This is a genomic window from Enterobacter sp. PL_is511 (assembly GCF_055816065.1).
In genome coordinates, this window is sequence record NZ_JBVPGP010000014.1 from 33095 (window position 1) to 54287 (window position 21193).

Here is a 21193-nt window from a genome sequence, read left to right on the forward strand (position 1 = left end):
TGTCACTTTATTTCAACAGAAAGTCAGGTATGGTTAATCGCGTATAAATAAAAAGAAAAAAAGGGCGTCTCGTGCCCATTCCGGATGTCTTCGTTGTCGCTTAAGGAAAACAATGAGTCTCAGCACATCACATCATATTCGCGAACAGTTCGAACACTGTCTGGCGGTCATTCGCCATGCGTCGGTGGAAATTTTGCTACTTCTGAATGTACATGCTTCTGAGGGCAAAGATCCACGCTGGTTTCTGGAACAGCTCGACAGTGCTCGATTAGCGCTGGGCGGCTGGGGAGCCGTTGCGAAAAAACTCAACCTGAATGACGCCGAGATGTCGGAATTTACGCTCCAGCTGCGCCTGCTGCAGCAGCGCGTTCCGCAGTATGAAAGCGGACAGGATGTGAGTGAAAACCAGCTTATTGCGGCGATTCGGTTTGTCACCGCGCTGGAACACCTTCGCCTGCAGCAGCCGCTGCTGACCTACAGCACGGACCTGGCACCGGGAAGCGAACTTCAGCAACAGCAGGCGCACAAGCAGGTGCGGGCGATTGAGCTGATGATTAAAGGGCTCATCCAGCAGGCCTGGCCCGATCAGGTACGGCTGAACAATCATCTGAAGACCTTGTTTAACGCCGATCGCGTTCGGCGCTGGCTGAAGCTTGGCGAGATCAACGATGTCCTGAGCGGCATGATGTTCAGCGAGCTGGCGCAAATGCTGGTGGATAAAAAAGAGTTCAGCCGCTATTACGCTTCGCTGTTCAGCGATCCGTCCATGCTGACGCTGCTGGTTGAACCGCGTAAAACGCTGCAAACCTTCCTCGACGACATCCGGCAAATTCGCAACAGCATCACCGTTCAGAAAACGTTGAGCTCGGCGCAAATTCAGCTGCTGGATAACTACTACGCGCAGATCGCGCGGCCCGTTCAACGCGCGTTTGAAGAGGGGAGAACGCGCGTCAATCCGGCGGGATTCATGGCGGTAGATGCCAGCGAACTGCATACCTTCTGGGAAAAGGCGCAGAAAATGGATCGCGTCACCGGTGGGGATCTGTTTGAAGTCCGCGACACCATTGAAAAGCCGACCCAGCGCGCGCCGCGCACCCCCGAACAACGTGAGCAGCTCATTTCCGGTGCGCTATGGGGGGCGGTTGGCGTCATGGTGATTGCCATCGTGGCGGGGGGCTTCTGGCTGGTGACCAGCAGTAAACCGCAGCCTGCGACCGCCAGCGCGGCTGACGCGGCACCACCACAGGAAATGCGCGAGACGCCTTCCTCGCGTGAAACGCTCACGCGCATGGGGGTGACCTGGGACGAGAATAATTTCCGCTCGGCCATTAACCGCAACGACACCCGCGTGACCCAGCTCTTTTTGCAGGGTGGTATGGACTGGAAGCTGTCCTGGACCGAAGAGGCGATGTCGGCAGGCTATGACGACGTGCTGGAGCTGATGTTACGCTACCGGCAAAACATGGTGGAGGAGAAGCCGTGTCGCCGCTTCATCAACACGCTCAGCCACGCGATGTCGAACGGCGAGTCTCTGACCTCGGTACGTAAAGAGTATCTTAAAGCGTTCTGCACCGTGCCTGCCGTGGTGAAACGCCAGCAGCACGATCTCGACATGGCCACACGCCGTGCGCAGTCACAGCCAGATGCCACCACGAAAAAATGGCAGTCCATTCAGAGCGCCATTTATGAGGTGATCCGCTAAGTTGTTCTCCCTCTCCCTGTGGGAGAGGGCCGGGGTGAGGGCACCAGACCGCACCCCGCACCCTGCTCAAGGCTCCCCATACAACCCAATCAGCCGCCGCACCACGCCGTTCGTCCAGCCGAAACCATCCTGCAGCGGATACTCCCCACCGCCCCCTTCGCGCGGCGTGCTGCTGGCGATGTGGTACTTCTCAATCAGCTTATGGTGCGTCTGATAAAAATGGTTCACCGTATGCAGCCAGCTCCAGGCGATCTCATCCCCCAGCGAATCGTTGCCGTACTGCTTGAAGCCCTGAATCGCCATCCACTGCAGCGGCGCCCAGCCGTTGGGTTTATCCCACTGCTCGCCGGTTTCATACTCGGTCGCCAGAATCCCGCCCGGCGTGAGCAGTCGCGCCTTGACCGCATCCGACAGGCGCTCGGCCTGCTCATGGGTTGCCATGCCGACATACAGCGGCACGATGCTGGCGGCAGAAAACAGCGCTAGCTCTTCGCGTCGCCAGTCGTAGTCGCGGTAACAGCCGCTCTCCTCGTCCCACAGATAGCGGTTCACCGCCTCGCGACGATCGCTGGCTTTCTGGCGGAACAGGTCGGCCGTCTCTTTGTCCCCTTTCGACGCCGAAATGTTGGCAATGGCGCTTTCCAGCTTGAACAGGAAGGCGTTCAGGTCGATGGGGATAAACTGCGTCGTGCGGATGCTGGCGAGCCGCGACGGATCGCGCAGCCAGCGGGACGAATAGTCCCAGCCGGACGCTGCCCCCGCCCGCAGGTCGCGATAGACCTCGTTTGGCGGTCGCCCTGAGTGGCGCGCGGTTTCCACGTCCTCAATCCACGATTCGTCGCGCGGGGTATCACGGTCATCCCAGTAGCGGTTGAGCAATGAACCGTCCGGCATGCGCACGGCGCTGCGGTAGGCCTGGTTAAGCAGCAGCGACTCCGCGCCGTCCATCCAGAAAGCGTACTCCATTTTGAGGTGATCCAGATAGCGTTTCGCACCGCGCACGCCGTCCTCCTCAAACAGCTCTACCATCAGCGCAAAGACCGGCGGCTGGGAGCGGCTGAGATAATAGGTACGGTTGCCGTTGGGGATATGCCCGTAGCGTTCAATCAGCCAGGCGAAGTTGTCCGCCATGCACTTCAGCAGGTCGTTACGACCGCTCTCCGCCAGCCCCAGCATGGAGAAATAGGAATCCCAGTAGTAGGTCTCGCTGAATCGTCCGCCGGGAACGATATAGGCCTGCGGCAGCGCCAGCAGGGAAGACCAGGGAATATGATCCTGCGGCTCGCGCGTCAGCACCGGCCACAGGTTATCAATGTGCTCCTTGAGGGAGAGGCCCGGGTCGGAGACATACTCGGTGCCGAACGTTTCCGGCATCCAGAAGTGGTTCTCCACAAACTGGCGCAGGTCGAAGTCCCGGTGGCGTCTGACCTTGCGGTAGCGGATCAGGATATCCAGCGGATCCATCTTCGGCGCGCAGTCGGGGAAGGTTTTACTGTCGGCAAACAGCCGCGTCGACTGCACATGCTCGAACAGTTCAAGATAGCGGTCTGCGGGCGTCAACGCATCGGAGGCGGGTAGCCCCTCGATCATTTCGGGTTCCGGCTCCGCCTCAATCATTTCATCCAGTTTCAACTCGCAGGGATCGGTCTCGTAGCGCAGCTCTTCTGCAATCTCGAATTCGATGTTCTCGGTAGCCTGTAGTTTCTGGTTGAACATGGTGATAGGGACCTCCGGTTGTGTGTTCAAAAGACAGGTTTATCCGGGCGTCTTATAAGCGTAGACATTCGCTTCGGTAGAGGGGGAGGAATATGTGCGGTAGATCACTATTTTCGGAGCATTCGTTTTGCAACGATTTATGTATGTTAACAGTAGCCTCTCCAGGAGAGGCTACTGAACAAGAGGGGAGCCTGCCGGATCAAAGGCCTTGTTTTAGCCGCTTAGCAATCGGTTCAAATTCCTCGGTAGAATGGCGCTTGAGCGTATCAGGTGCGTTATCCTCAATGGCTTTCCAGTAGGCCCACGGCACCGGTTTTTTCCCCAGCTCATAGTCCATGGCGTCCCAGGCATCTTCACGAAACGCATAAAATGCCCAGTGTGCATGATGTTTGTCGAGGACGGTCAGGACATCATTAAGCCACTGCCGGCAGCCCTGCAGCGTGCGAACGCAGCCAAACTCTCCCGCGACAACCCGGTTGGCCGGAATACCATTCTGCTTCGCCCAGTCAAAGGGCGCGTTCATCCATTTCTCTATGGCCGTAGCGTCCCATTTCATCTTTTTACCGCCGAACGTGATCATGCCTGGATAGTCGAACGGCACCTTGCGGCGTGCATTTGGCGCGCTGGTGAAATCATAGGGCTCGTACATGTGGAAGCTGTAGAGCACCCGCTTATCCTCAAGCGCGGACGGCCAGCCAGAAAAACCACGCGCGGAGGCGTACCAGCCTCCATCGACCATAATCGGTGTGGTGGCATCGACCTCGCGGATAGCGGCAATAATCTGATTGTAGAGAGCGGGGAGGTTACGCGCCGTACTTTGCTGCTGCTGATACCAGGTTTTTAACGCTTCTGGCGACGCCTGCTCGCTAATGTTGCCTCTTTTTTCAGGCGCGGGTTCATTGACCAGATTCCAGGCCGCAATGCCCGGTTCGTCCTTCAGGGCCTGGGCCAAATCACGCCAGAACTGAGCGGCTTCCTGCCAGTATTTTTTGTCCTGCCAGATGCGGTCATCAAACTGGTTATTGTTATTTTGCGCCCAGCGCATGCCGGGCAAAGAGAGTGGGGCAATGACGACCTGTAGCCCGGCCGCGTGTGCTTTCCTGATGGAGGCTTTGAGCGTCGCGAGGTCTGTGGCCTCGAGCCCACGATAGCCGTCGGCGTTGCCGAGAAGAAAATCTCTCCCGGCAGGTTTCCATTTGTCGTAAGAGAGGCGAACCCACGTCGCGCCATAGCCTCGCAGCGCGTCATAGTATTCCTGCGTGGGCGGCAGGCGGTTAAAGCTGTTTCCACCGTGCTGAGGGGTATCCCAGAAGGTGATTTTGTCAGAGGAGGCGGCGGCAAAGCAAAAAAGAAGCAGGGTCAACCCGATAAGCGCTTTCATCTCAATTCCTTTTTAGCGTGATGATGGTTTTATATTCGCTGGGATGATGATGCTTTGTCTTTAAATTATCGAGCCATATAAAAAAACTGGCCCGCAAAGGCCAGTTTTTATGACGTGCTTTCCTGCGAAAAGCCCTTAACGCATGGTCACAAATTCTTCCGCCGCCGTTGGGTGGATTGCCACGGTATTATCAAAGTCTTTCTTCGTTGCGCCCATCTTCAGCGCCACGGCGAAGCCCTGCAGGATCTCATCCATGCCGAAGCCGATGCCGTGGATACCGACAATCTTCTCGTCCGGACCGACGCAGACCAGCTTCATGCGGCACGGCTGACGGTGAGAGGTGACGGCGGTATACATCGCGGTAAACGCCGATTTATACACTTTCACCTGGTCGTCGCCATACTGCTCGCGCGCCTGCGGCTCGGTTAAGCCGACGGTGCCGATTGGCGGGTGACTAAAGACCACGGTCGGGATGTTGCTGTAGTCCAGATGCTCGTCCGGCTTGTTGTTAAACAGGCGCTCGGAAAGACGACGACCCGCCGCAACGGCCACCGGGGTCAGCTCAACTGCACCGGTATTATCGCCGACCGCATAAATGCCCGGTACGCTGGTGTTCTGGAATTTATCGACGACGATATAGCCTTTTTCGTCGGTTTTCACGCCGGTCACGCCCAGGTTGAAGTTATCGTTAGCCGGTTCACGGCCAATCGCCCAGATCAGGCAATCGACGGTCTGGCTGCGGCCATCTTCCAGCTCCAGGGTCAGGCTGCCGTCTGCATTTTTCACGACCGCTTTTGGCACGGCGTTGGTATGCAGGGTTGGACCTTCGGTGTTCATCACTTCAACCAGCGTATCAACGATCAGCGGATCGAAGCTGCGCAGCGGCGCGTGTTTGCGCACGAACAGGTGCGCCTCAGCGCCCAGGCCGTTAATCACCCCGGCCAGTTCCACCGCGATGTAACCCGCACCAACAACGGCAACGCGCTTAGGCAGGGCAGGCAGCTCGAAGAAACCGTCGGAGTCGATGCCGTATTCCACGCCCGGAATGTTCGGGTGGCTAGGACGGCCGCCGGTGGCGATCAGGATGTGATCGGCGGTGATCGTCTCGCCGTTCACTTCGATCGTTTTCGCGTCCACAAAGCGGGCGAAGCCGTGGATAACGTCGACGTTATTTTTGCCCAGCACGTTGTCGTACGAGGTGTGAATACGGTCGATGTAGGCGGTACGGCTGGCAATCAGCTTGTCCCAGTCAAAGTTATTAATGGTGGTGTCAAAGCCGTAGTCCGGGCCATACATATGGATAGCTTCACGGATCTGCGCCGCATGCCACATCACTTTCTTCGGTACACAACCCACGTTCACGCAGGTGCCGCCCAGCGCTTTGGCTTCAATCAGCGCGCACTTCTGGCCGTACATGGCCGCGCGGTTGATGGAGGCGATGCCGCCGCTGCCGCCGCCGATTGCGATGTAGTCATAATGCTTAGTCATAGCTTTTGTCCTTAATCGTGAATTGCCGCGATTGTATACCTGAAATCAATAGTTTCCACCGATGGCTGCGATTACTCCGGCACGATCCAACTGACGGTGGCGTGGCCTGTACCCGCTGGCACCAGCGTTTTGTGCAGCCACGGCAGCACGTTGTTCATCTGCGCTTCGAGCTTCCACGGCGGGTTGATTACAATCATGCCGGAGGCGGTCATACCGCGCTGATCGCTGTCCGGACGTACCGCCAGCTCAATCTGCAGGATTTTGCGGATGCCGGTCGCTTCCAGATCCTTGATCATGCGTTTGATTTGCGCGCGCAGCACCACCGGGTACCACAGGGCGTATGTCCCGGTAGCGAAGCGTTTGTAGCCTTCATGGATGCCTGTCACCACCGCCTGATAGTCGGTTTTGATTTCGTACGGCGGGTCGATAAGCACCAGGCCGCGACGGGAAACCGGCGGCAGCTTGGCTTTCAACTGCTGGTAGCCGTCGGATTTTTCCACGCGGGCGCGGCTGTCTTTCTGGAATTCAGAACGCAGCAGCGGGAAGTCGCTCGGATGCAGCTCGGTCAGCTGGAGGCTATCCTGCTCGCGCAGCAGCTGGCGGGCAATCAGCGGCGAGCCCGGGTAGTAGCGCAGCTGGCCGTTGCGGTTGAAGTGATTCACCACGCCGATGTACGGCTCCAGCTCTGCAGGCAGATCGTCCTGCTGCCAGATGCGGGCGATCCCTTCCAGATATTCACCGGTACGCTCGGCATGCTCGCCGCTCAGCTGATAACGGCCCGCGCCCGCGTGGGTGTCCAGATAGAGAAACGGCTTCTCTTTCTCTTTGAGCGATTCGATGATCAGGCTCTGAACGGTGTGTTTAAGGACGTCGGCGTGGTTGCCAGCGTGGAAGCTGTGGCGATAACTGAGCATGGGTAATGATATTCCGCTGAATTGACGATTTGCCACAGTTTACAGCAGAACGGCGCAGATTACCCGTAGGCCCGGTAAGCTCAGCGCCACCGGGCTCTTTTCCGCCACGTCTGGCATTGAAATCCTCTACACTTAACCCCATTCTAGATCGCATATGCACAGCGCCGGATGCGCGCTTCATTCACCTATTTCAACAGGACAGCGTTTATGACCAATCCATTACTGACGCCTTTTTCGTTGCCGCCGTTTTCTAAAATCCTCCCTGAGCATGTGGTTCCAGCCGTTACGCAATCGCTGGACAACTGCCGCGCGGCGGTAGAAAGCGTGGTAGCGCAGGGCGCGCCGTACACCTGGGAAAATCTGTGTCAGCCGCTGGCCGAAGTGGACGACGTGCTGGGGCGTATCTTCTCCCCGGTGAGCCACCTGAACTCGGTAAAAAACAGCCCGGAGCTGCGCGAAGCCTACGAACAGACCCTGCCGCTGCTCTCTGAGTACAGCACCTGGGTCGGCCAGCACGAAGGGCTCTACAAAGCCTACCGCGACCTGCGCGACGGCGACCATTATGCCGAACTGAACACGGCGCAGAAAAAATCGGTCGATAACGCCCTGCGTGATTTTGAGCTGTCCGGGATTGGCCTGCCAAAAGAGAAGCAGACCCGCTACGGTGAAATTGCCGCGCGCCTGTCCGAGCTGGGCAACCAGTACAGCAACAACGTGCTCGACGCCACCATGGGCTGGACGAAGCTGATTACCGACGAAGCTATGCTTTCCGGCATGCCGGAAAGCGCCCTGGCGGCGGCAAAAGCCCAGGCCGAGGCGAAAGAGCAGGACGGCTTCCTGCTAACGCTGGATATTCCGAGCTATCTGCCGGTGATGACCTACTGCGACAACCAGGTGCTTCGTGAAGAGATGTACCGCGCCTACAGCACCCGCGCTTCCGATCAGGGGCCGAATGCCGGTAAGTGGGACAACAGCCCGGTGATGGCGGAAATCCTCGCCCTGCGCCACGAGCTGGCCCAGCTGCTGGGCTTTGAAAACTATGCCGATAAATCCCTCGCCACCAAAATGGCGGAAAATCCGCAGCAGGTGCTCGACTTCCTGACCGATCTGGCGAAACGCGCCCGTCCGCAGGGTGAAAAAGAGCTGGCCCAGCTGCGCGCCTTCGCGAAAGCGGAGTTCGGCGTGGACGAGCTGCAGCCGTGGGACATCGCTTACTACAGCGAAAAACAGAAGCAGCACCTCTACAGCATCAGCGACGAGCAGCTGCGCCCGTACTTCCCGGAAAACAAAGCCGTTAACGGCCTGTTTGAAGTGGTGAAGCGCATCTATGGCATCACCGCCAAAGAGCGTACCGATATCGACGTCTGGCATCCGGACGTGCGCTTCTTCGAGCTGTATGACGAGAAAAACGAACTGCGCGGCAGCTTCTACCTCGATCTCTACGCGCGTGAGAACAAGCGCGGCGGGGCGTGGATGGACGACTGCGTGGGCCAGATGCGTAAAGCCGACGGTACTCTGCAGAAGCCGGTCGCCTACCTGACCTGTAACTTCAACCGCCCGGTAAACGGCAAGCCAGCGCTGTTCACCCACGACGAAGTGATCACCCTGTTCCACGAGTTCGGTCACGGTCTGCACCATATGCTGACCCGCATCGAAACCGCAGGCGTGGCCGGTATCAGCGGTGTGCCGTGGGATGCGGTCGAGCTGCCAAGCCAGTTTATGGAAAACTGGTGCTGGGAGCCGGACGCGCTGGCGTTTATCTCCGGTCACTATGAGACCGGCGAACCGCTGCCGAAAGAGCTGCTGGATAAAATGCTGGCGGCGAAGAACTACCAGGCGGCGATGTTCATCCTGCGTCAGCTGGAGTTCGGCCTGTTCGATTTCCGCCTGCACGCCGAGTTCAGCCCGGAGCAGGGCGCGAAAATCCTGGAAACCCTGGCCGAGATTAAAAAGCAGGTCGCCGTGATCCCAGGGCCAACCTGGGGCCGCTTCCCGCACGCGTTCAGCCATATCTTTGCAGGCGGCTACGCGGCGGGTTACTACAGCTACCTGTGGGCCGACGTGCTGGCGGCGGATGCCTTCTCTCGTTTCGAAGAAGAGGGGATCTTCAACCGCGAAACCGGCCAGTCTTTCCTCGACAACATCCTGACCCGCGGCGGTTCCGAAGAACCAATGGTGCTGTTCAAACGCTTCCGCGGCCGCGAGCCGCAGCTGGATGCGATGCTTGAGCATTACGGGATCAAAGGCTGATTGTTACGTGAAGATCTGCTTAGTGGATGAAACAGGCGCCGGAGACGGCGCCTTATCTGTTCTGGCCGCCCGCTGGGGGCTGGAGCACGATGATGAAAACCCGATGGCGCTGGTGATGACCACAGCACATCTTGAATTACGCAAGCGCGACGAACCGAAGCTCGGCGGGATTTTTGTCGATTTTGTCGGCGGGGCGATGGCGCACCGGCGCAAGTTCGGCGGCGGTCGCGGCGAAGCGGTGGCTAAAGCGGTTGGGATTAAAGGAAGCTACCTCCCGGACGTGGTCGATGCCACGGCGGGGCTGGGGCGTGATGCCTTTGTGCTGGCGTCTGTCGGCTGTCGGGTGCGGATGCTGGAACGTAACCCGGTGGTGGCGGCCCTGCTCGACGACGGTCTGAGCCGTGGCTACGCGGACCCGGAAATCGGCCCGTGGTTGCAGGAGCGTTTGCAGCTGATTCATGCCTCGAGCCTGACGGCGCTGACCGATATCACCCCGCGCCCGCAGGTGGTCTATCTCGACCCGATGTTCCCGCACAAGCAGAAAAGCGCGCTGGTGAAGAAAGAGATGCGGGTGTTTCAGTCGCTGGTGGGACCTGATTTGGACGCGGATGGCCTGCTGGAGCCGGCTCGTCAGCTGGCGACGAAGCGGGTGGTGGTGAAACGCCCTGACTATGCGCCGCCCCTGGCGGACGTTGCCACGACCAACGCGGTGACCACCAAAGGGCACCGGTTTGATATCTACTCAGGTACGCCGGAATAAAAAAAGCCGGGTGGCGGCTTCGCCTTACCCGGCCTACGTCCTCGATCTATCCCCTCTCCCTGTGGGAGAGGGTTAGGGTGAGGGGAATTTAACGCACTTACTCGTCTTCTTCGTCACGCAGTGGAACAATCAGCATATCCACGTGAACGGTGTTAATCAGCTGGCGCGCGGAAGACATCAGCTTGCTCCAGAAGTCCTGATGGTGACCGCACACCACCAGGTCCATGTCATATTTCTTGATCGCATCAACCAATACCTGGCCCAGGTCGCCGCTGCCGCTCAGGGTTTCGGTAATCGGGTAACCTGCGTTAGTGGATAGTTCGCTCAGGGCGTGGTGCGTCTCTTCGGAGATACGCTTCTGCATATCGCCCAGATTGACGTCGATGAGACCGGTGTAGAGGTCGGAGTAATTCACATCAACGTGAATCAGCGAAACTTTCGCGTTGTAGGGACGTGCCATGGATACCGCTTTATCAACCAGCACTTTGCTCTCCGGGGAGAGGTCTACCGCGATGAGAATGTGTTTGTAAGCCATAGTGTTACTCCTTCCTTAAGTTATCGATGACTAAATGGGAAAGCCGTCGTCTGATGCTTTCATTACGGCCCAGTTAAACATATTTTTCAAGCTTTGGTGTTGATAACGATTAACCTTGTGGCAAAAAAATTAACGGATCTCCTACACTATTAAATGAGCCGTTCGGATATTAAAACGCGAACCGGATCGACTTTTGGTCATTCTTTCACTGAACTGTCTGTCAGGGCATTGGGGTGCGGTAGCTCAGAAGCCTTGCTTCGTGGGCGGACGCCGGGGAGGATGTATGATTAGCACCGTCGCATTGTTTTGGGCGTTATGCGTAGTTTGCATAGTGAATATGGCGCGCTACTTCTCATCGTTACGTGCGCTGTTAGTGGTACTTCGTGGTTGCGATCCGTTGCTTTATCAGTATGTGGACGGTGGAGGGTTCTTCACCTCGCATGGACAGCCCAGCAAACAGATGCGTCTGGTGGGATATATCTACTATCAGCGCTACCGCGATCATCACGATGAAGAGTTTATCCGTCGCTGCGAGCGCCTGCGTCGTCAGTTCATTTTAACCAGCGCCCTGTGTGGCCTGGTCGTGGTCAGCATGATTGCATTGATGATTTGGCACTGAGCATAAAAAAAGCGGGTCAGTTTCCTGACCCGCTTTTTGTCGCCTTCAACCGATTAAATCAGCTTCAGCGAAATCCAGTACAGCCCGCCAGACAGCAGGATGGATGCCGGAAGGGTGAACACCCAGGCCATCAGAATGTTGGTCACGGTTTTGCGCTGCAGGCCGCCACCGTCAACAATCATGGTACCTGCCACGGACGAGGAGAGTACGTGGGTGGTGGATACCGGCATACCGGTGTAGCTCGCCAGACCGATAGACACTGCCGCCGTCATCTGCGCGGACATACCCTGCGCATAGGTCATGCCTTTCTTACCGATCTTCTCGCCGATGGTGGTCGCCACACGGCGCCAGCCAATCATAGTACCGATACCGAGTGCCAGTGCGACCGCCATGATGATCCAGATTGGCGCGTACTCAATGGTGTTGAGCATATCGCCTTTCAGTTTCTTCAGGAGACGCTGGTCGTCAGCATTCACGTCAGGCAGCTTCGCCACTTTATCCGTTACATCAGAGATGCACAGCATAATGCGACGCAGCTGACCACGCTGCTCAACGGTCAGTTTGTCATAACTTTCGATATTGCCCAGCATGCCTTTGGCACGTTCCAGCGCGTTAATCGCGTTTGCAGGATGGCAGTGGAATTCGCCTGGCGCAGTCGCGGCACCGGCTTCCGGTGACGGGATTAACTGGTCAACGCCGGTCGCCTTCTTCAACAGGTCAGGATGCTGCTGGAAGTAGATTTCGACGTTGTTGACCGCATCGCGAGTACGGGTGATTTCGTAGCCGGAGGCGTTCATGTTAACCACGAAGCCTGCCGGAGCAACGCCAATCAGCACCAGCATCACCAGACCAATGCCTTTCTGACCATCGTTCGCGCCGTGTGAGAAAGCCACGCCGATAGCGGAAATGATCAGGGCGATACGCGTCCAGAATGGCGGCTTTTTCTTGCCGTCTTTCTTTTCACGCTCTGCTGGCGTCAGGTGAATACGGGAGCGTTTTTTAGTATTGCTCCAGTAACGACGCAGGATGAAGATCAGCCCGCCTGCCACCACCAGACCCACGATTGGGGAAACGATGAGAGAAGCGAAGATCCCCAGTACTTTCGGGATATTTAACGCATCAACAACCGATGTACCGGTCATGAGGGCGTTGGTTAACCCGATACCGATAATCGCGCCGATGAGGGTGTGAGAACTGGATGCAGGCAGGCCGAAATACCAGGTACCGAGGTTCCAGATAATTGCAGCAAGCAGCATTGAGAACACCATGGCGAGGCCATGGCCAGAACTTACGTTAAGCAGCAGATCTGTTGGCAGCATATGCACAATGGCATACGCAACGCTCAGTCCGCCCAGGAGGACACCAAAAAAGTTAAATACCGCCGCCATAACAACCGCAAGCTGCGATCGCATTGCGCGAGTGTAGATAACCGTCGCTACTGCGTTTGCAGTGTCGTGGAAGCCGTTGATCGCTTCGTAAAACAGTACAAAAACCAGAGCAAGCAATAATAAAAGCCCGGTATGTAAATCCAGGCCGGCAAACAAATGTAGCATAGGACGTTACGCCATTTTGAGGACATGAACGCGGCGCATTATCCAGGACAAATGCGCAACGGGCAAAGTGAAATATAGACTTTTTTTGACATACCACCTGATTTGAGAAAAGTGCCTGAAAGGATATTCTTTAAATTTCAAGGGAATGGCTTTGTAATATCTTTTTACGCTGGTGTGACCACAGAGGAAACTTTACAATCCGCGGCAGTTAACAAAGAGGGTTTTGACGTGGAAAGGTTTGATGCCGTGGTAATTGGCGCCGGTGCGGCGGGTATGTTTTGTGCGGCGATGGCCGGACAGGCGGGTCGTCGCGTGCTGCTGCTGGATAACGGTAAAAAGCCAGGCCGTAAGATCCTGATGTCCGGCGGCGGGCGCTGCAACTTTACTAACCTGTATGTTGAACCCGCGGCCTATTTGAGCCAAAACCGTCATTTTTGTAAATCTGCGCTGGCGCGTTATACCCAGTGGGATTTTATCGACCTGGTCGGTAAGCACGGTATCGCATGGCATGAGAAGACGCTGGGCCAGCTGTTCTGCGACGACTCCGCGCAGCAGATTGTCGATATGCTGGTGGCCGAGTGCGAGAAGGGCGGCGTCGTCATGCGCCTGCGCACGGAAGTGCTGGAAGTCGCCCGTGACGACCAGGGCTATACGCTACAGCTCAACGGTGAAACCGTCAGCGCCGATAATCTGGTGATCGCCAGCGGCGGCCTGTCCATGCCGGGGCTGGGCGCTTCCCCGTTTGGCTATAAGATTGCCGAACAGTTTGGCCTGAAAGTCTTGCCCACGCGCGCCGGGCTGGTGCCGTTCACGCTGCATAAACCGCTTCTCGAACAGCTTCAGACGCTGTCTGGCGTCTCTGTTCCCTCCGTCATTACCGCCGAAGACGGGACGGTGTTCCGTGAAAATCTGCTCTTTACCCATCGCGGCCTCTCCGGCCCGGCGGTACTGCAAATCTCCAGCTACTGGCAGCCGGGGGAGTTTGTCACGGTTAACCTGCTCCCGGACTGCGATCTCGACGCGTTCCTTAACGAGCAGCGTACCGCGCACCCGAATCAAAGCCTGAAAAACACGCTGGCAATGCAGCTGCCGAAGCGTCTGGTGGAGTGTTTGCAGGTGCTGGGGCAGATCCCGGATGTGTCGCTCAAGCAGCTTAACAGCCGCGAGCAGGAGATGCTGGTAGAGACCCTGACAAACTGGCGCGTGCAGCCAAACGGCACGGAAGGCTACCGTACGGCGGAAGTGACGCTGGGCGGGGTCGACACGAATGAGCTCTCTTCCCGCACCATGGAAGCGCGCAACGTGCCGGGGCTCTATTTTATTGGCGAAGTGATGGATGTGACCGGCTGGCTCGGCGGGTACAACTTCCAGTGGGCATGGGCAAGTGCCTGGGCGTGTGCTCAGGCGCTGGTAGAGAAATAATCACGCAACGCAATTATTGCACCAACTTTTCCTCCCCCTTCAACTAAGCTTCGACCAGATGCCCCGCCGCGTTAGTGGGGTCATATTCCTTTTGGTCGAGCACGCATCATGCAGCTACTCAGTATTATTATTTTGCTTACCCTAACCGTGGTGATTCATTCGCTGTGGATGTTTGGCGTTTTAAAATTCATTACGTTAGAAGTCGATTCTGCGGTACGCATTGTTTTACGCAATGTCGGTATCGTGATCTCTATGATTTTCGCCCATCTCCTGGAAGCCGGGCTGTTTGCTGCGTTTTATTTTGTCATCGACGCGTTTAATGACTGGAACACCAGCTTCTACTTTTCGCTGGTGAGCTATGCGACGGTAGGGTACGGCGACGTCACGTTACCCCAGCACTGGCGGCTCATCGGCGGGGTGGAAGGGCTGGTGGGCGCGTTGATGGTAGGCTGGTCTGTAGCGGTTCTGGTGGCGGTGCTGCAGCGTTTGCGCGGCATGAGCGCTTAAACGGCAGATGCACGATCCCCGTCTGGTAAGGTAAAGTACCCCTCCTTGCGCGGCCAGATGGCTGCGATTTTGAGGGCGAAGAGGCTGATTAACGGCCCGCCCTTTTCTGTTCCTGGTTTACGCCAGTTTGCATGGTGTTGTGTTTTGTCTGCCAAAAGGGTTTTGTATGTCTGCTGCTCATCTCGGTTTCCCGACGGAAACCGTTGTTGTCTTTGTGGTGATGGCCGTTGGGGCGATGTTTATCGACCTCTTTATGCACCGTCACGATAAACCTGTCTCGCTGAAAAGCGCGGCGATGTGGTCCATCTTCTGGGTCATGATGGCGATGGCCTTCGCCGGATTCCTGTACGTTCACCACGGTGCCGAGATGGCGAGCCTGTTCCTCACCGGCTATGCGCTGGAAGAGGTGCTCTCCGTCGATAACCTGTTTGTGATGATGGCGATCTTCGCCTGGTTCGGCGTGCCGGATAAGTACCGTCACCGCGTGCTTTACTGGGGCGTGCTGGGGGCGATTGTCTTCCGCGGCATCTTTGTAGCTATCGGCACCAGCCTGTTAAGCCTGGGGCCGTACGTTGAGGTGATTTTCGCGCTGGTCGTTGGCTGGACGGCGGTGATGATGCTCAGACGTAATGAAGAGAGCGACGAAGTGGAAGATTACTCGGGTCATCTCGCCTATCGCCTGGTGAAGCGCTTCTATCCGGTCTGGCCGAAAATCAGCAGCAATGCCTTTATTCTGACGCAGAAAGAGGTGGATGCGGAGCTGGAGAAGCCGGAAAACCAGGACGTGATGGTCGGCCGCGTGAAGAAGGCGAAGCGCTATGCGACACCGCTGTTGCTTTGCGTGGCCGTCGTTGAGCTCTCTGACGTGATGTTCGCGTTTGACTCCGTGCCGGCCATTATTGCCGTGAGCCGCGAACCGCTGATTATCTACAGCGCCATGATGTTCGCCATTCTTGGCCTGCGTACGCTCTACTTCGTGCTGGAAGCGCTGAAGCAGTACCTGGTACACCTCGAGAAAGCCGTGGTGCTGCTGCTATTCTTCGTGGCGTTCAAGCTGGGGTTAAATGCCACCGACCACTTCTGGCAACATGGTTACAGCATTGGCGCGACGGCCAGCCTGTTTGTGGTACTAGGCGTGCTGGCGCTGGGGATTATTGCGAGCGTGATGTTCCCGGGAAAACGTGAGGCCTGATGTACCGCTTTTCTCCCTCTCCCTGTGGGAGAGGGCCGGGGTGAGGGCACCAGACCGCACCTAACCCTTAATCGGTGAATTCCGGCGCTTGCGCGGCGGGTGGAAGTGCCGCCAGTGCGGATCCTGCGCCGCCGCCAGCAGCTCGTGGTCGCCGCGGGTGTCTCCCCAGGCGCGCAGGTGATAGGCGTTCAGATCGCCATACACTTTTTCCAGCCTGGCCACCTTCTGGGCGCAGCGGCAGTTGTGGCCCGTGATGCGCCCTGTCAGCTTGCCATCTTTCACTTCCAGCCGCGTGCCAATCAGCTTAATGCCCAGTTTGTCAGCCCACGGCTGAAGCACCAGCGCCGGAGAGGCGGAACAGATGGTCACCTCCGCACCGGAATTCACCTCAGCCGCCACCGCCAGAACCCCTTCGGGACGCATCAGCTTGTTCCAGTATTTTTCGCAAAAGGCTTCCGCCTGCTGGCGCAACCAGTGTTCATCCACGCCCGTCAGGAACGTTTTGATCAGCACTTCCTTTAGCTCATCGCGCGTCAGCTTACGACGCACGCAGTGGAGCGTGGGCAGCGCCATACGCACCAGACGACCCGCGAAGTAACGTTTCCCGAAGGCAAAGCGCAGGAAAGGAATAAAGCTGTCGTGGTGCGTTAATGTCCCATCAAAGTCAAAGACAGAGAGCACGCTGGATTTCGCCACCGTCTCGTCGGCAATCATATTGGTCATAAATACGTCTTAGCTGAAATACACATTCTGCGGATCAGTTTACCTGCTTTAGCTGGACAGTCCTTATACCACCACCATTTTTTCTCCATCTTGCGATCTCAAAGTGAGTCCATTTTTGGTCTCGATAAGGATTGGTGAAAAAAAGAACTGCCTATATTATCGCCACATCGCAAGATATTTTGGGGAACCATTGGGCCCCACAGGTAAGGAAAAACTCACTCACTACGTCTTTCTTGATATGACTCTTAGATCGCTTATTTCAATCCTCACGTTAAGTTTTGCTTCGTTTTCTGCAATGAGTTTTCAACTTCCAGCGTCGATGTTATCGATGAACTATGAACTGGCAGTATCGCCAGCGAAATCTGCCCTGAAGCATCAGGCAACGGATCCGCTGCGCTAGCGTATTCTCGATCCATACCAGAAAGGGGAAATCACCCGGTAACCGCGGGGCGGAATCACGCATTGCGGCGCGCAGATTGCTCCATTCCGCCCGACGTGTTGCGGCAAGTGATGCCTGACAACATTAAATAATGTCATCCACGACGCCGCCGTCGACGCGTAACGCCGCGCCGGAGGTGGCGGAGGCCTGTGGCGAACAGACATAAATCACCATATTGGCCACCTCTTCAACCGTGGCCGCGCGCTGGATCACCGAGCTGGGGCGGTTGGCCATCACAAACTCTTTCGCCAGCTGCTCCAGCGATTTGCCGGTTTTTTCGATTTCATCTTTCATCATCTCTGCAAAACCGTCCGACATCGTCGGGCCTGGCAGTACGCTGTTGACCGTCACGCCGCTCCCTGCCACGAACTTCGCCAGCCCGCGCGCCAGCGAGAGCTGTGCCGTTTTGGTCACGCCGTAGTGGATCATATCCGCCGGGATATTGCAGGCCGACTCGGAGGAGATAAACACCACGCGTCCCCAGCCTTTCTGCACCATGCCCGGCAGCAGGGCGCGGGACAGACGCACGCCGGACATCACGTTGGTCTGCCAGTAACGCTCCCAGGTTTCATCGTCGGTGGCATAGAAATCCTCAGGGCCGTAAATCCCGGCGTTGTTAACCAGAATGTCGACGTTATTCGCCACCTTCAGCAGCGACTCGACCCCTTCCGCCGTGCTGAGATCGGCAATCGCGGCGCGCACCTGTACGCCCGGCACCACCTGCTGCAGCTGCTGAATGCCTTTGTTCACCGATTCCGTGCTGCGGCCATTGACGATCACTTCCGCCCCGCTTTCTGCCAGACCTCTGGCAATGGCGAACCCGATCCCGCCGGTTGAGGCGGTCACCAGCGCCACTTTCCCCGTAAAGTCGATTTTCATCATCAGCTCCCTATCGTTTTAACGTTCGGACCTTAAAGCGTAGCAGGTGAGGATGACGGCTCCTGGCTAAAAAGGCGCAGCAGCGTCTCCACCTGCTCGTCAAGCGGGGCGAGGGAGCGCTTAACAATCAGGTGAAGCGGCGTTGCTCTGCGCGCACCGTGGCTCAGCGGCAGGCGTTTCAGGACGCCTTGATCCAGCTGGGTCTGGATGCGTTCCTCTGGCAGCCAGCCGTAGCCGACCTGAGAGAGGACGGCCTCTATGGCGGCATCGATGGTGGAGAAGGTCCACGACTCACTGGCAGCACGTGCGGCGGGCTGGCTGTCCGCAATCTGGATAAGCGGCCACGGGCGCAGCATCTCATCATTTAGCGGCGCGTCGAGGTGAAAGAGGGGATGCTGGTGATGGGCCACGGCAACAAAGTCGATATTCATCAGCCATTCGCCGAGCCCGGTAATGTCCTGGCGGCGGGTTAAGATCATCACATCGGCTTCGTCGTTAATGGCGTCGGCGCGGGTATTTTCCAGCACTTCGGTGAGTCGTACCTGGGTCTGCGGATACTGCTGCTGGAACTGGCGCAAAATGGCGAACAGGCGGCGGCGCGGGAAAATGGAGTCCACCACCAGATCCAACCGCGTGCGCATCCCGTTGCGAAGGGTCGCTGCGCGCGTCTCAACATACGAAAAGGCTTTCAGCAGCGGTTTAACCTGGCTGAGAAGAAGCTCACCGGCCGGGGTTAACACCGCCCGTCTCCCCTCCGGGACCAGCAGCGCCACGCCGAGCCGCTCCTGCAGCAGCGACAGGTTATAGCTCACCGAAGACTGGCTGCGGTGGGTTTCTTCTGCGGCTTTGGCAAAGCTGCCCGCTTCCACTACTCGTTCCAGTAAGGACCATTGTTCCAGCGTCGTCTTATGCATGATTTATCTAAAATTTGGATGAATTTGATTAAAACATAGCGTTATTCATCCATTTTTTGAAGGGGTACGATCGTCTCATCAAAACAAAGGAGACATCTTATGAACACCTTCGACAAACACGACTTAAGCGGCTTCGTTGGTAAACACCTTGTTTATACCTACGACAACGGCTGGAACTACGAGATTTACGTCAAAAATGAGACGACTCTGGATTACCGTATTCACAGCGGCCTTGTGGCAAACCGTTGGGTGAAAGATCAGCAGGCTTACATCGTGCGGGTAGGGGAAAGCATCTATAAAATCTCCTGGACCGAGCCAACCGGCACCGACGTCAGCCTGATTGTGAACCTGGGCGACAAACTGTTCCACGGCACCATCTTCTTCCCGCGCTGGGTCATGAACAACCCGGAAAAAACCGTCTGCTTCCAGAACGACCATATCCCGCTGATGAATAGCTATCGCGATGCGGGTCCGGCGTATCCAACGGAAGTGATTGATGAATTTGCCACGATCACCTTTGTGCGCGACTGCGGCGCAAATAATGAAAGCGTTATCGCCTGCGCCGCCAGCGAATTGCCGAATGATTTCCCTGCTAATCTTAACTAAGCGCGACAGTTGAATGCGCGACAATTGATATTAATAGAAAGTTCCCGGAGGATGTCGGAATTCCCACCCAAACCTCCGGGATTTTTATTTTGGTTGAGTATTCATTTACTTTTCTTATAATTTTAATGTAAACGAAATGAAATAGTAGAGTAATCGCTGTGAGTCCACCCGCAAAAAAACAAAAAAATAGTTAGAATCACTATCCTGCTGTTGTAAAACGATTTTCTATCCTATTTTATGTGCTGTTTCCCTTCCGCTCTTCGCCTGTCTTAATTTTTTCCTAAGAAAACGACGCTACTTTTGCTTCAGTTGATGGTTTGTTGACATAACTGTTATAGCGACTTAATTTTATTTGGTCTTTATTTAATAACCATCTTGCATGATCCCATTGAGCTGCCCATTACGACAGCGCAGTAAAAGATGACGCCTTTAATACAGCAAGGAAATTAATAATGAGTGATTTTCTGCCTTTTTCGCGACCGTCGATGGGCGCTGAGGAAATTGCGGCGCTTCAGGACGTTTTGATGTCGGGCTGGATCACCACGGGGCCTAAGAATCAGGAACTTGAAGAGGCATTCTGTCAACTTACCGGGAATCAGCATGCGATTGCCGTCTGTTCAGCCACCGCGGGTATGCACGTCACGCTGATGGCGCTGGATATTGGCCCGGGCGATGAAGTCATTACCCCTTCCCAGACCTGGGTCTCCACGCTGAATATGATCGTGTTGCTGGGTGCCACACCGGTCATGATTGATGTGGACAAAGATACATTAATGGTGACGCCAGAAGCCGTTGAAGCCGCCATTACCCCGCGTACCAAAGCCATTATTCCCGTTCATTATGCCGGCGCGCCGTGTGACATCGACGCTATCCATGCCATCGGTGAACGTCACGGTATTCCGGTTATTGAAGATGCGGCCCATGCCGCCGGAACGTACTACAAGAACCGTCACGTGGGCTGGAAAGGGACGGCGATTTTTTCCTTCCACGCCATTAAAAATATGACCTGCGCGGAAGGCGGCTTAGTCGTGACGGATAATGCCCAGCTGGCACAGCGGATCCGCAGTCTGAAATTCCACGGCCTTGGCGTAGACGCCTATGACCGCCAGACGCACGGTCGTGCGCCGCAGGCGGAAGTGATCGCGCCGGGCTATAAATACAACCTGGCGGACATTAATGCCGCGCTGGCGCTGGTGCAGTTAGGTAAACTGAAAGAGGCCAACAGGCGCCGCCAGGAAATCGCTGAACGCTACCTGCGGGAGCTGGCCGATACGCCGTTCCAGCCGCTCACCATTCCGTCATGGCCGCACGTGCATGCCTGGCACCTGTTTATTATTCGCGTTGATGAAGCGCGCTGTGGGATCTCACGCGACAACCTGATGGCGGCGCTGAAAGAGAAAGGCATCGGTACCGGCCTCCACTTCCGCGCGGCGCACACCCAAAAATACTACCGCGAGCGTTTTCCTGAAGTATCGCTCCCGAATTCTGAATGGAATAGCGCGCGTATTTGTTCCCTCCCTCTTTTCCCGGATATGACTCATGACGACACAACCCGTGTCATTACCGCACTCCATCAGCTTGCAGGACATTGAT

General features: G+C 56.5%; 18 protein-coding genes. 9 read left to right on the forward strand and 9 right to left on the reverse strand.

From position 1 onward, the window contains the following. The first annotated feature begins 112 nt into the window (after positions 1 to 112). Positions 113 to 1702, forward strand: a complete 1590-nt coding sequence (locus tag AC0TN7_RS02125; RefSeq protein WP_417928026.1) for an STY4199 family HEPN domain-containing protein — start codon at positions 113 to 115, stop codon at positions 1700 to 1702. A gap of 66 nt (positions 1703 to 1768) precedes the next feature. On the opposite strand, the gene AC0TN7_RS02130 is transcribed toward AC0TN7_RS02125, so the two are convergent. From AC0TN7_RS02130 to AC0TN7_RS02145, 4 genes are all read right to left on the reverse strand, one after another. Continuing rightward, complete coding sequence (locus AC0TN7_RS02130) at positions 1769 to 3418, reverse strand: alpha,alpha-trehalase (RefSeq protein WP_024908843.1); 1650 nt, start codon at positions 3416 to 3418, stop codon at positions 1769 to 1771. Positions 3419 to 3617: 199 nt separating this feature from the next. Further along, positions 3618 to 4799 carry a glycoside hydrolase family 5 protein gene (locus tag AC0TN7_RS02135; RefSeq protein ID WP_024908844.1) on the reverse strand — a complete coding sequence of 394 codons (1182 nt, stop codon included), beginning with the start codon at positions 4797 to 4799 and terminating at the stop codon, positions 3618 to 3620. A gap of 135 nt (positions 4800 to 4934) precedes the next feature. After that, positions 4935 to 6287: a glutathione-disulfide reductase gene (gene gorA / locus AC0TN7_RS02140; protein WP_024908845.1), complete on the reverse strand. Its 1353-nt coding sequence runs from the start codon at positions 6285 to 6287 to the stop codon at positions 4935 to 4937. Between the two features lie 71 nt (positions 6288 to 6358). Beyond that, a complete protein-coding gene (locus AC0TN7_RS02145) occupies positions 6359 to 7201 on the reverse strand; it encodes a 23S rRNA (adenine(2030)-N(6))-methyltransferase RlmJ (protein WP_023333753.1) in 843 nt (280 codons plus the stop codon). 207 nt (positions 7202 to 7408) lie between these two features. Between AC0TN7_RS02145 and prlC the strand changes: the two genes are divergently transcribed. Together prlC and rsmJ are read left to right on the forward strand one after the other, a co-directional pair. After that, the gene (gene prlC, locus AC0TN7_RS02150; protein ID WP_024908846.1) at positions 7409 to 9451 is read left to right on the forward strand and encodes an oligopeptidase A; all 2043 of its coding nucleotides are present in this window, start codon (positions 7409 to 7411) and stop codon (positions 9449 to 9451) included. A gap of 7 nt (positions 9452 to 9458) precedes the next feature. Beyond that, a complete protein-coding gene (rsmJ, locus tag AC0TN7_RS02155) occupies positions 9459 to 10211 on the forward strand; it encodes a 16S rRNA (guanine(1516)-N(2))-methyltransferase RsmJ (RefSeq protein WP_024908847.1) in 753 nt (250 codons plus the stop codon). Between the two features lie 97 nt (positions 10212 to 10308). Here the strand turns inward: rsmJ and uspA are convergent, their stop codons facing one another. After that, positions 10309 to 10746 carry a universal stress protein UspA gene (gene uspA, locus AC0TN7_RS02160; RefSeq protein WP_003861223.1) on the reverse strand — a complete coding sequence of 146 codons (438 nt, stop codon included), beginning with the start codon at positions 10744 to 10746 and terminating at the stop codon, positions 10309 to 10311. Positions 10747 to 11029: 283 nt separating this feature from the next. On the opposite strand from uspA, the gene uspB reads away from it, so the two are divergent. Beyond that, a complete protein-coding gene (uspB, locus tag AC0TN7_RS02165) occupies positions 11030 to 11365 on the forward strand; it encodes a universal stress protein UspB (protein ID WP_003861224.1) in 336 nt (111 codons plus the stop codon). Between the two features lie 53 nt (positions 11366 to 11418). Here the strand turns inward: uspB and pitA are convergent, their stop codons facing one another. Then, complete coding sequence (gene pitA, locus AC0TN7_RS02170) at positions 11419 to 12918, reverse strand: inorganic phosphate transporter PitA (protein WP_032648248.1); 1500 nt, start codon at positions 12916 to 12918, stop codon at positions 11419 to 11421. Between the two features lie 228 nt (positions 12919 to 13146). Here pitA and AC0TN7_RS02175 point away from each other — a divergent pair, with 228 nt between their 5' ends. The 3 genes from AC0TN7_RS02175 (at position 13147) to AC0TN7_RS02185 (ending at position 16039) form a co-directional block, all read left to right on the forward strand. Beyond that, positions 13147 to 14340 (forward strand): BaiN/RdsA family NAD(P)/FAD-dependent oxidoreductase, encoded by a 1194-nt coding sequence (locus AC0TN7_RS02175; protein WP_473701800.1) that lies wholly within the window; start codon positions 13147 to 13149, stop codon positions 14338 to 14340. 108 nt (positions 14341 to 14448) lie between these two features. After that, the gene (locus AC0TN7_RS02180) at positions 14449 to 14847 is read left to right on the forward strand and encodes a potassium channel family protein (RefSeq protein WP_024908850.1); all 399 of its coding nucleotides are present in this window, start codon (positions 14449 to 14451) and stop codon (positions 14845 to 14847) included. A 166-nt stretch (positions 14848 to 15013) separates the two neighbouring features. Further along, positions 15014 to 16039, forward strand: a complete 1026-nt coding sequence (locus AC0TN7_RS02185; RefSeq protein ID WP_473701801.1) for a TerC/Alx family metal homeostasis membrane protein — start codon at positions 15014 to 15016, stop codon at positions 16037 to 16039. 60 nt (positions 16040 to 16099) lie between these two features. Here the strand turns inward: AC0TN7_RS02185 and AC0TN7_RS02190 are convergent, their stop codons facing one another. The 3 genes from AC0TN7_RS02190 to AC0TN7_RS02200 all read right to left on the reverse strand — a co-directional run bounded on the left by AC0TN7_RS02190 (position 16100) and on the right by AC0TN7_RS02200 (position 18994). Continuing rightward, a complete protein-coding gene (locus AC0TN7_RS02190; RefSeq protein ID WP_248166212.1) occupies positions 16100 to 16762 on the reverse strand; it encodes an HAD family hydrolase in 663 nt (220 codons plus the stop codon). 523 nt (positions 16763 to 17285) lie between these two features. Beyond that, positions 17286 to 18080, reverse strand: a complete 795-nt coding sequence (locus AC0TN7_RS02195; RefSeq protein ID WP_148769390.1) for an SDR family NAD(P)-dependent oxidoreductase — start codon at positions 18078 to 18080, stop codon at positions 17286 to 17288. Between the two features lie 32 nt (positions 18081 to 18112). Next, complete coding sequence (locus AC0TN7_RS02200) at positions 18113 to 18994, reverse strand: LysR family transcriptional regulator (protein WP_148769389.1); 882 nt, start codon at positions 18992 to 18994, stop codon at positions 18113 to 18115. A 99-nt stretch (positions 18995 to 19093) separates the two neighbouring features. Between AC0TN7_RS02200 and AC0TN7_RS02205 the strand changes: the two genes are divergently transcribed. Continuing rightward, positions 19094 to 19600, forward strand: a complete 507-nt coding sequence (locus AC0TN7_RS02205; protein ID WP_024908855.1) for a phenolic acid decarboxylase — start codon at positions 19094 to 19096, stop codon at positions 19598 to 19600. A 452-nt stretch (positions 19601 to 20052) separates the two neighbouring features. After that, a complete protein-coding gene (arnB, locus tag AC0TN7_RS02210) occupies positions 20053 to 21192 on the forward strand; it encodes a UDP-4-amino-4-deoxy-L-arabinose aminotransferase (RefSeq protein ID WP_090420545.1) in 1140 nt (379 codons plus the stop codon). The last annotated feature ends 1 nt before the right edge of the window (position 21193 follow it).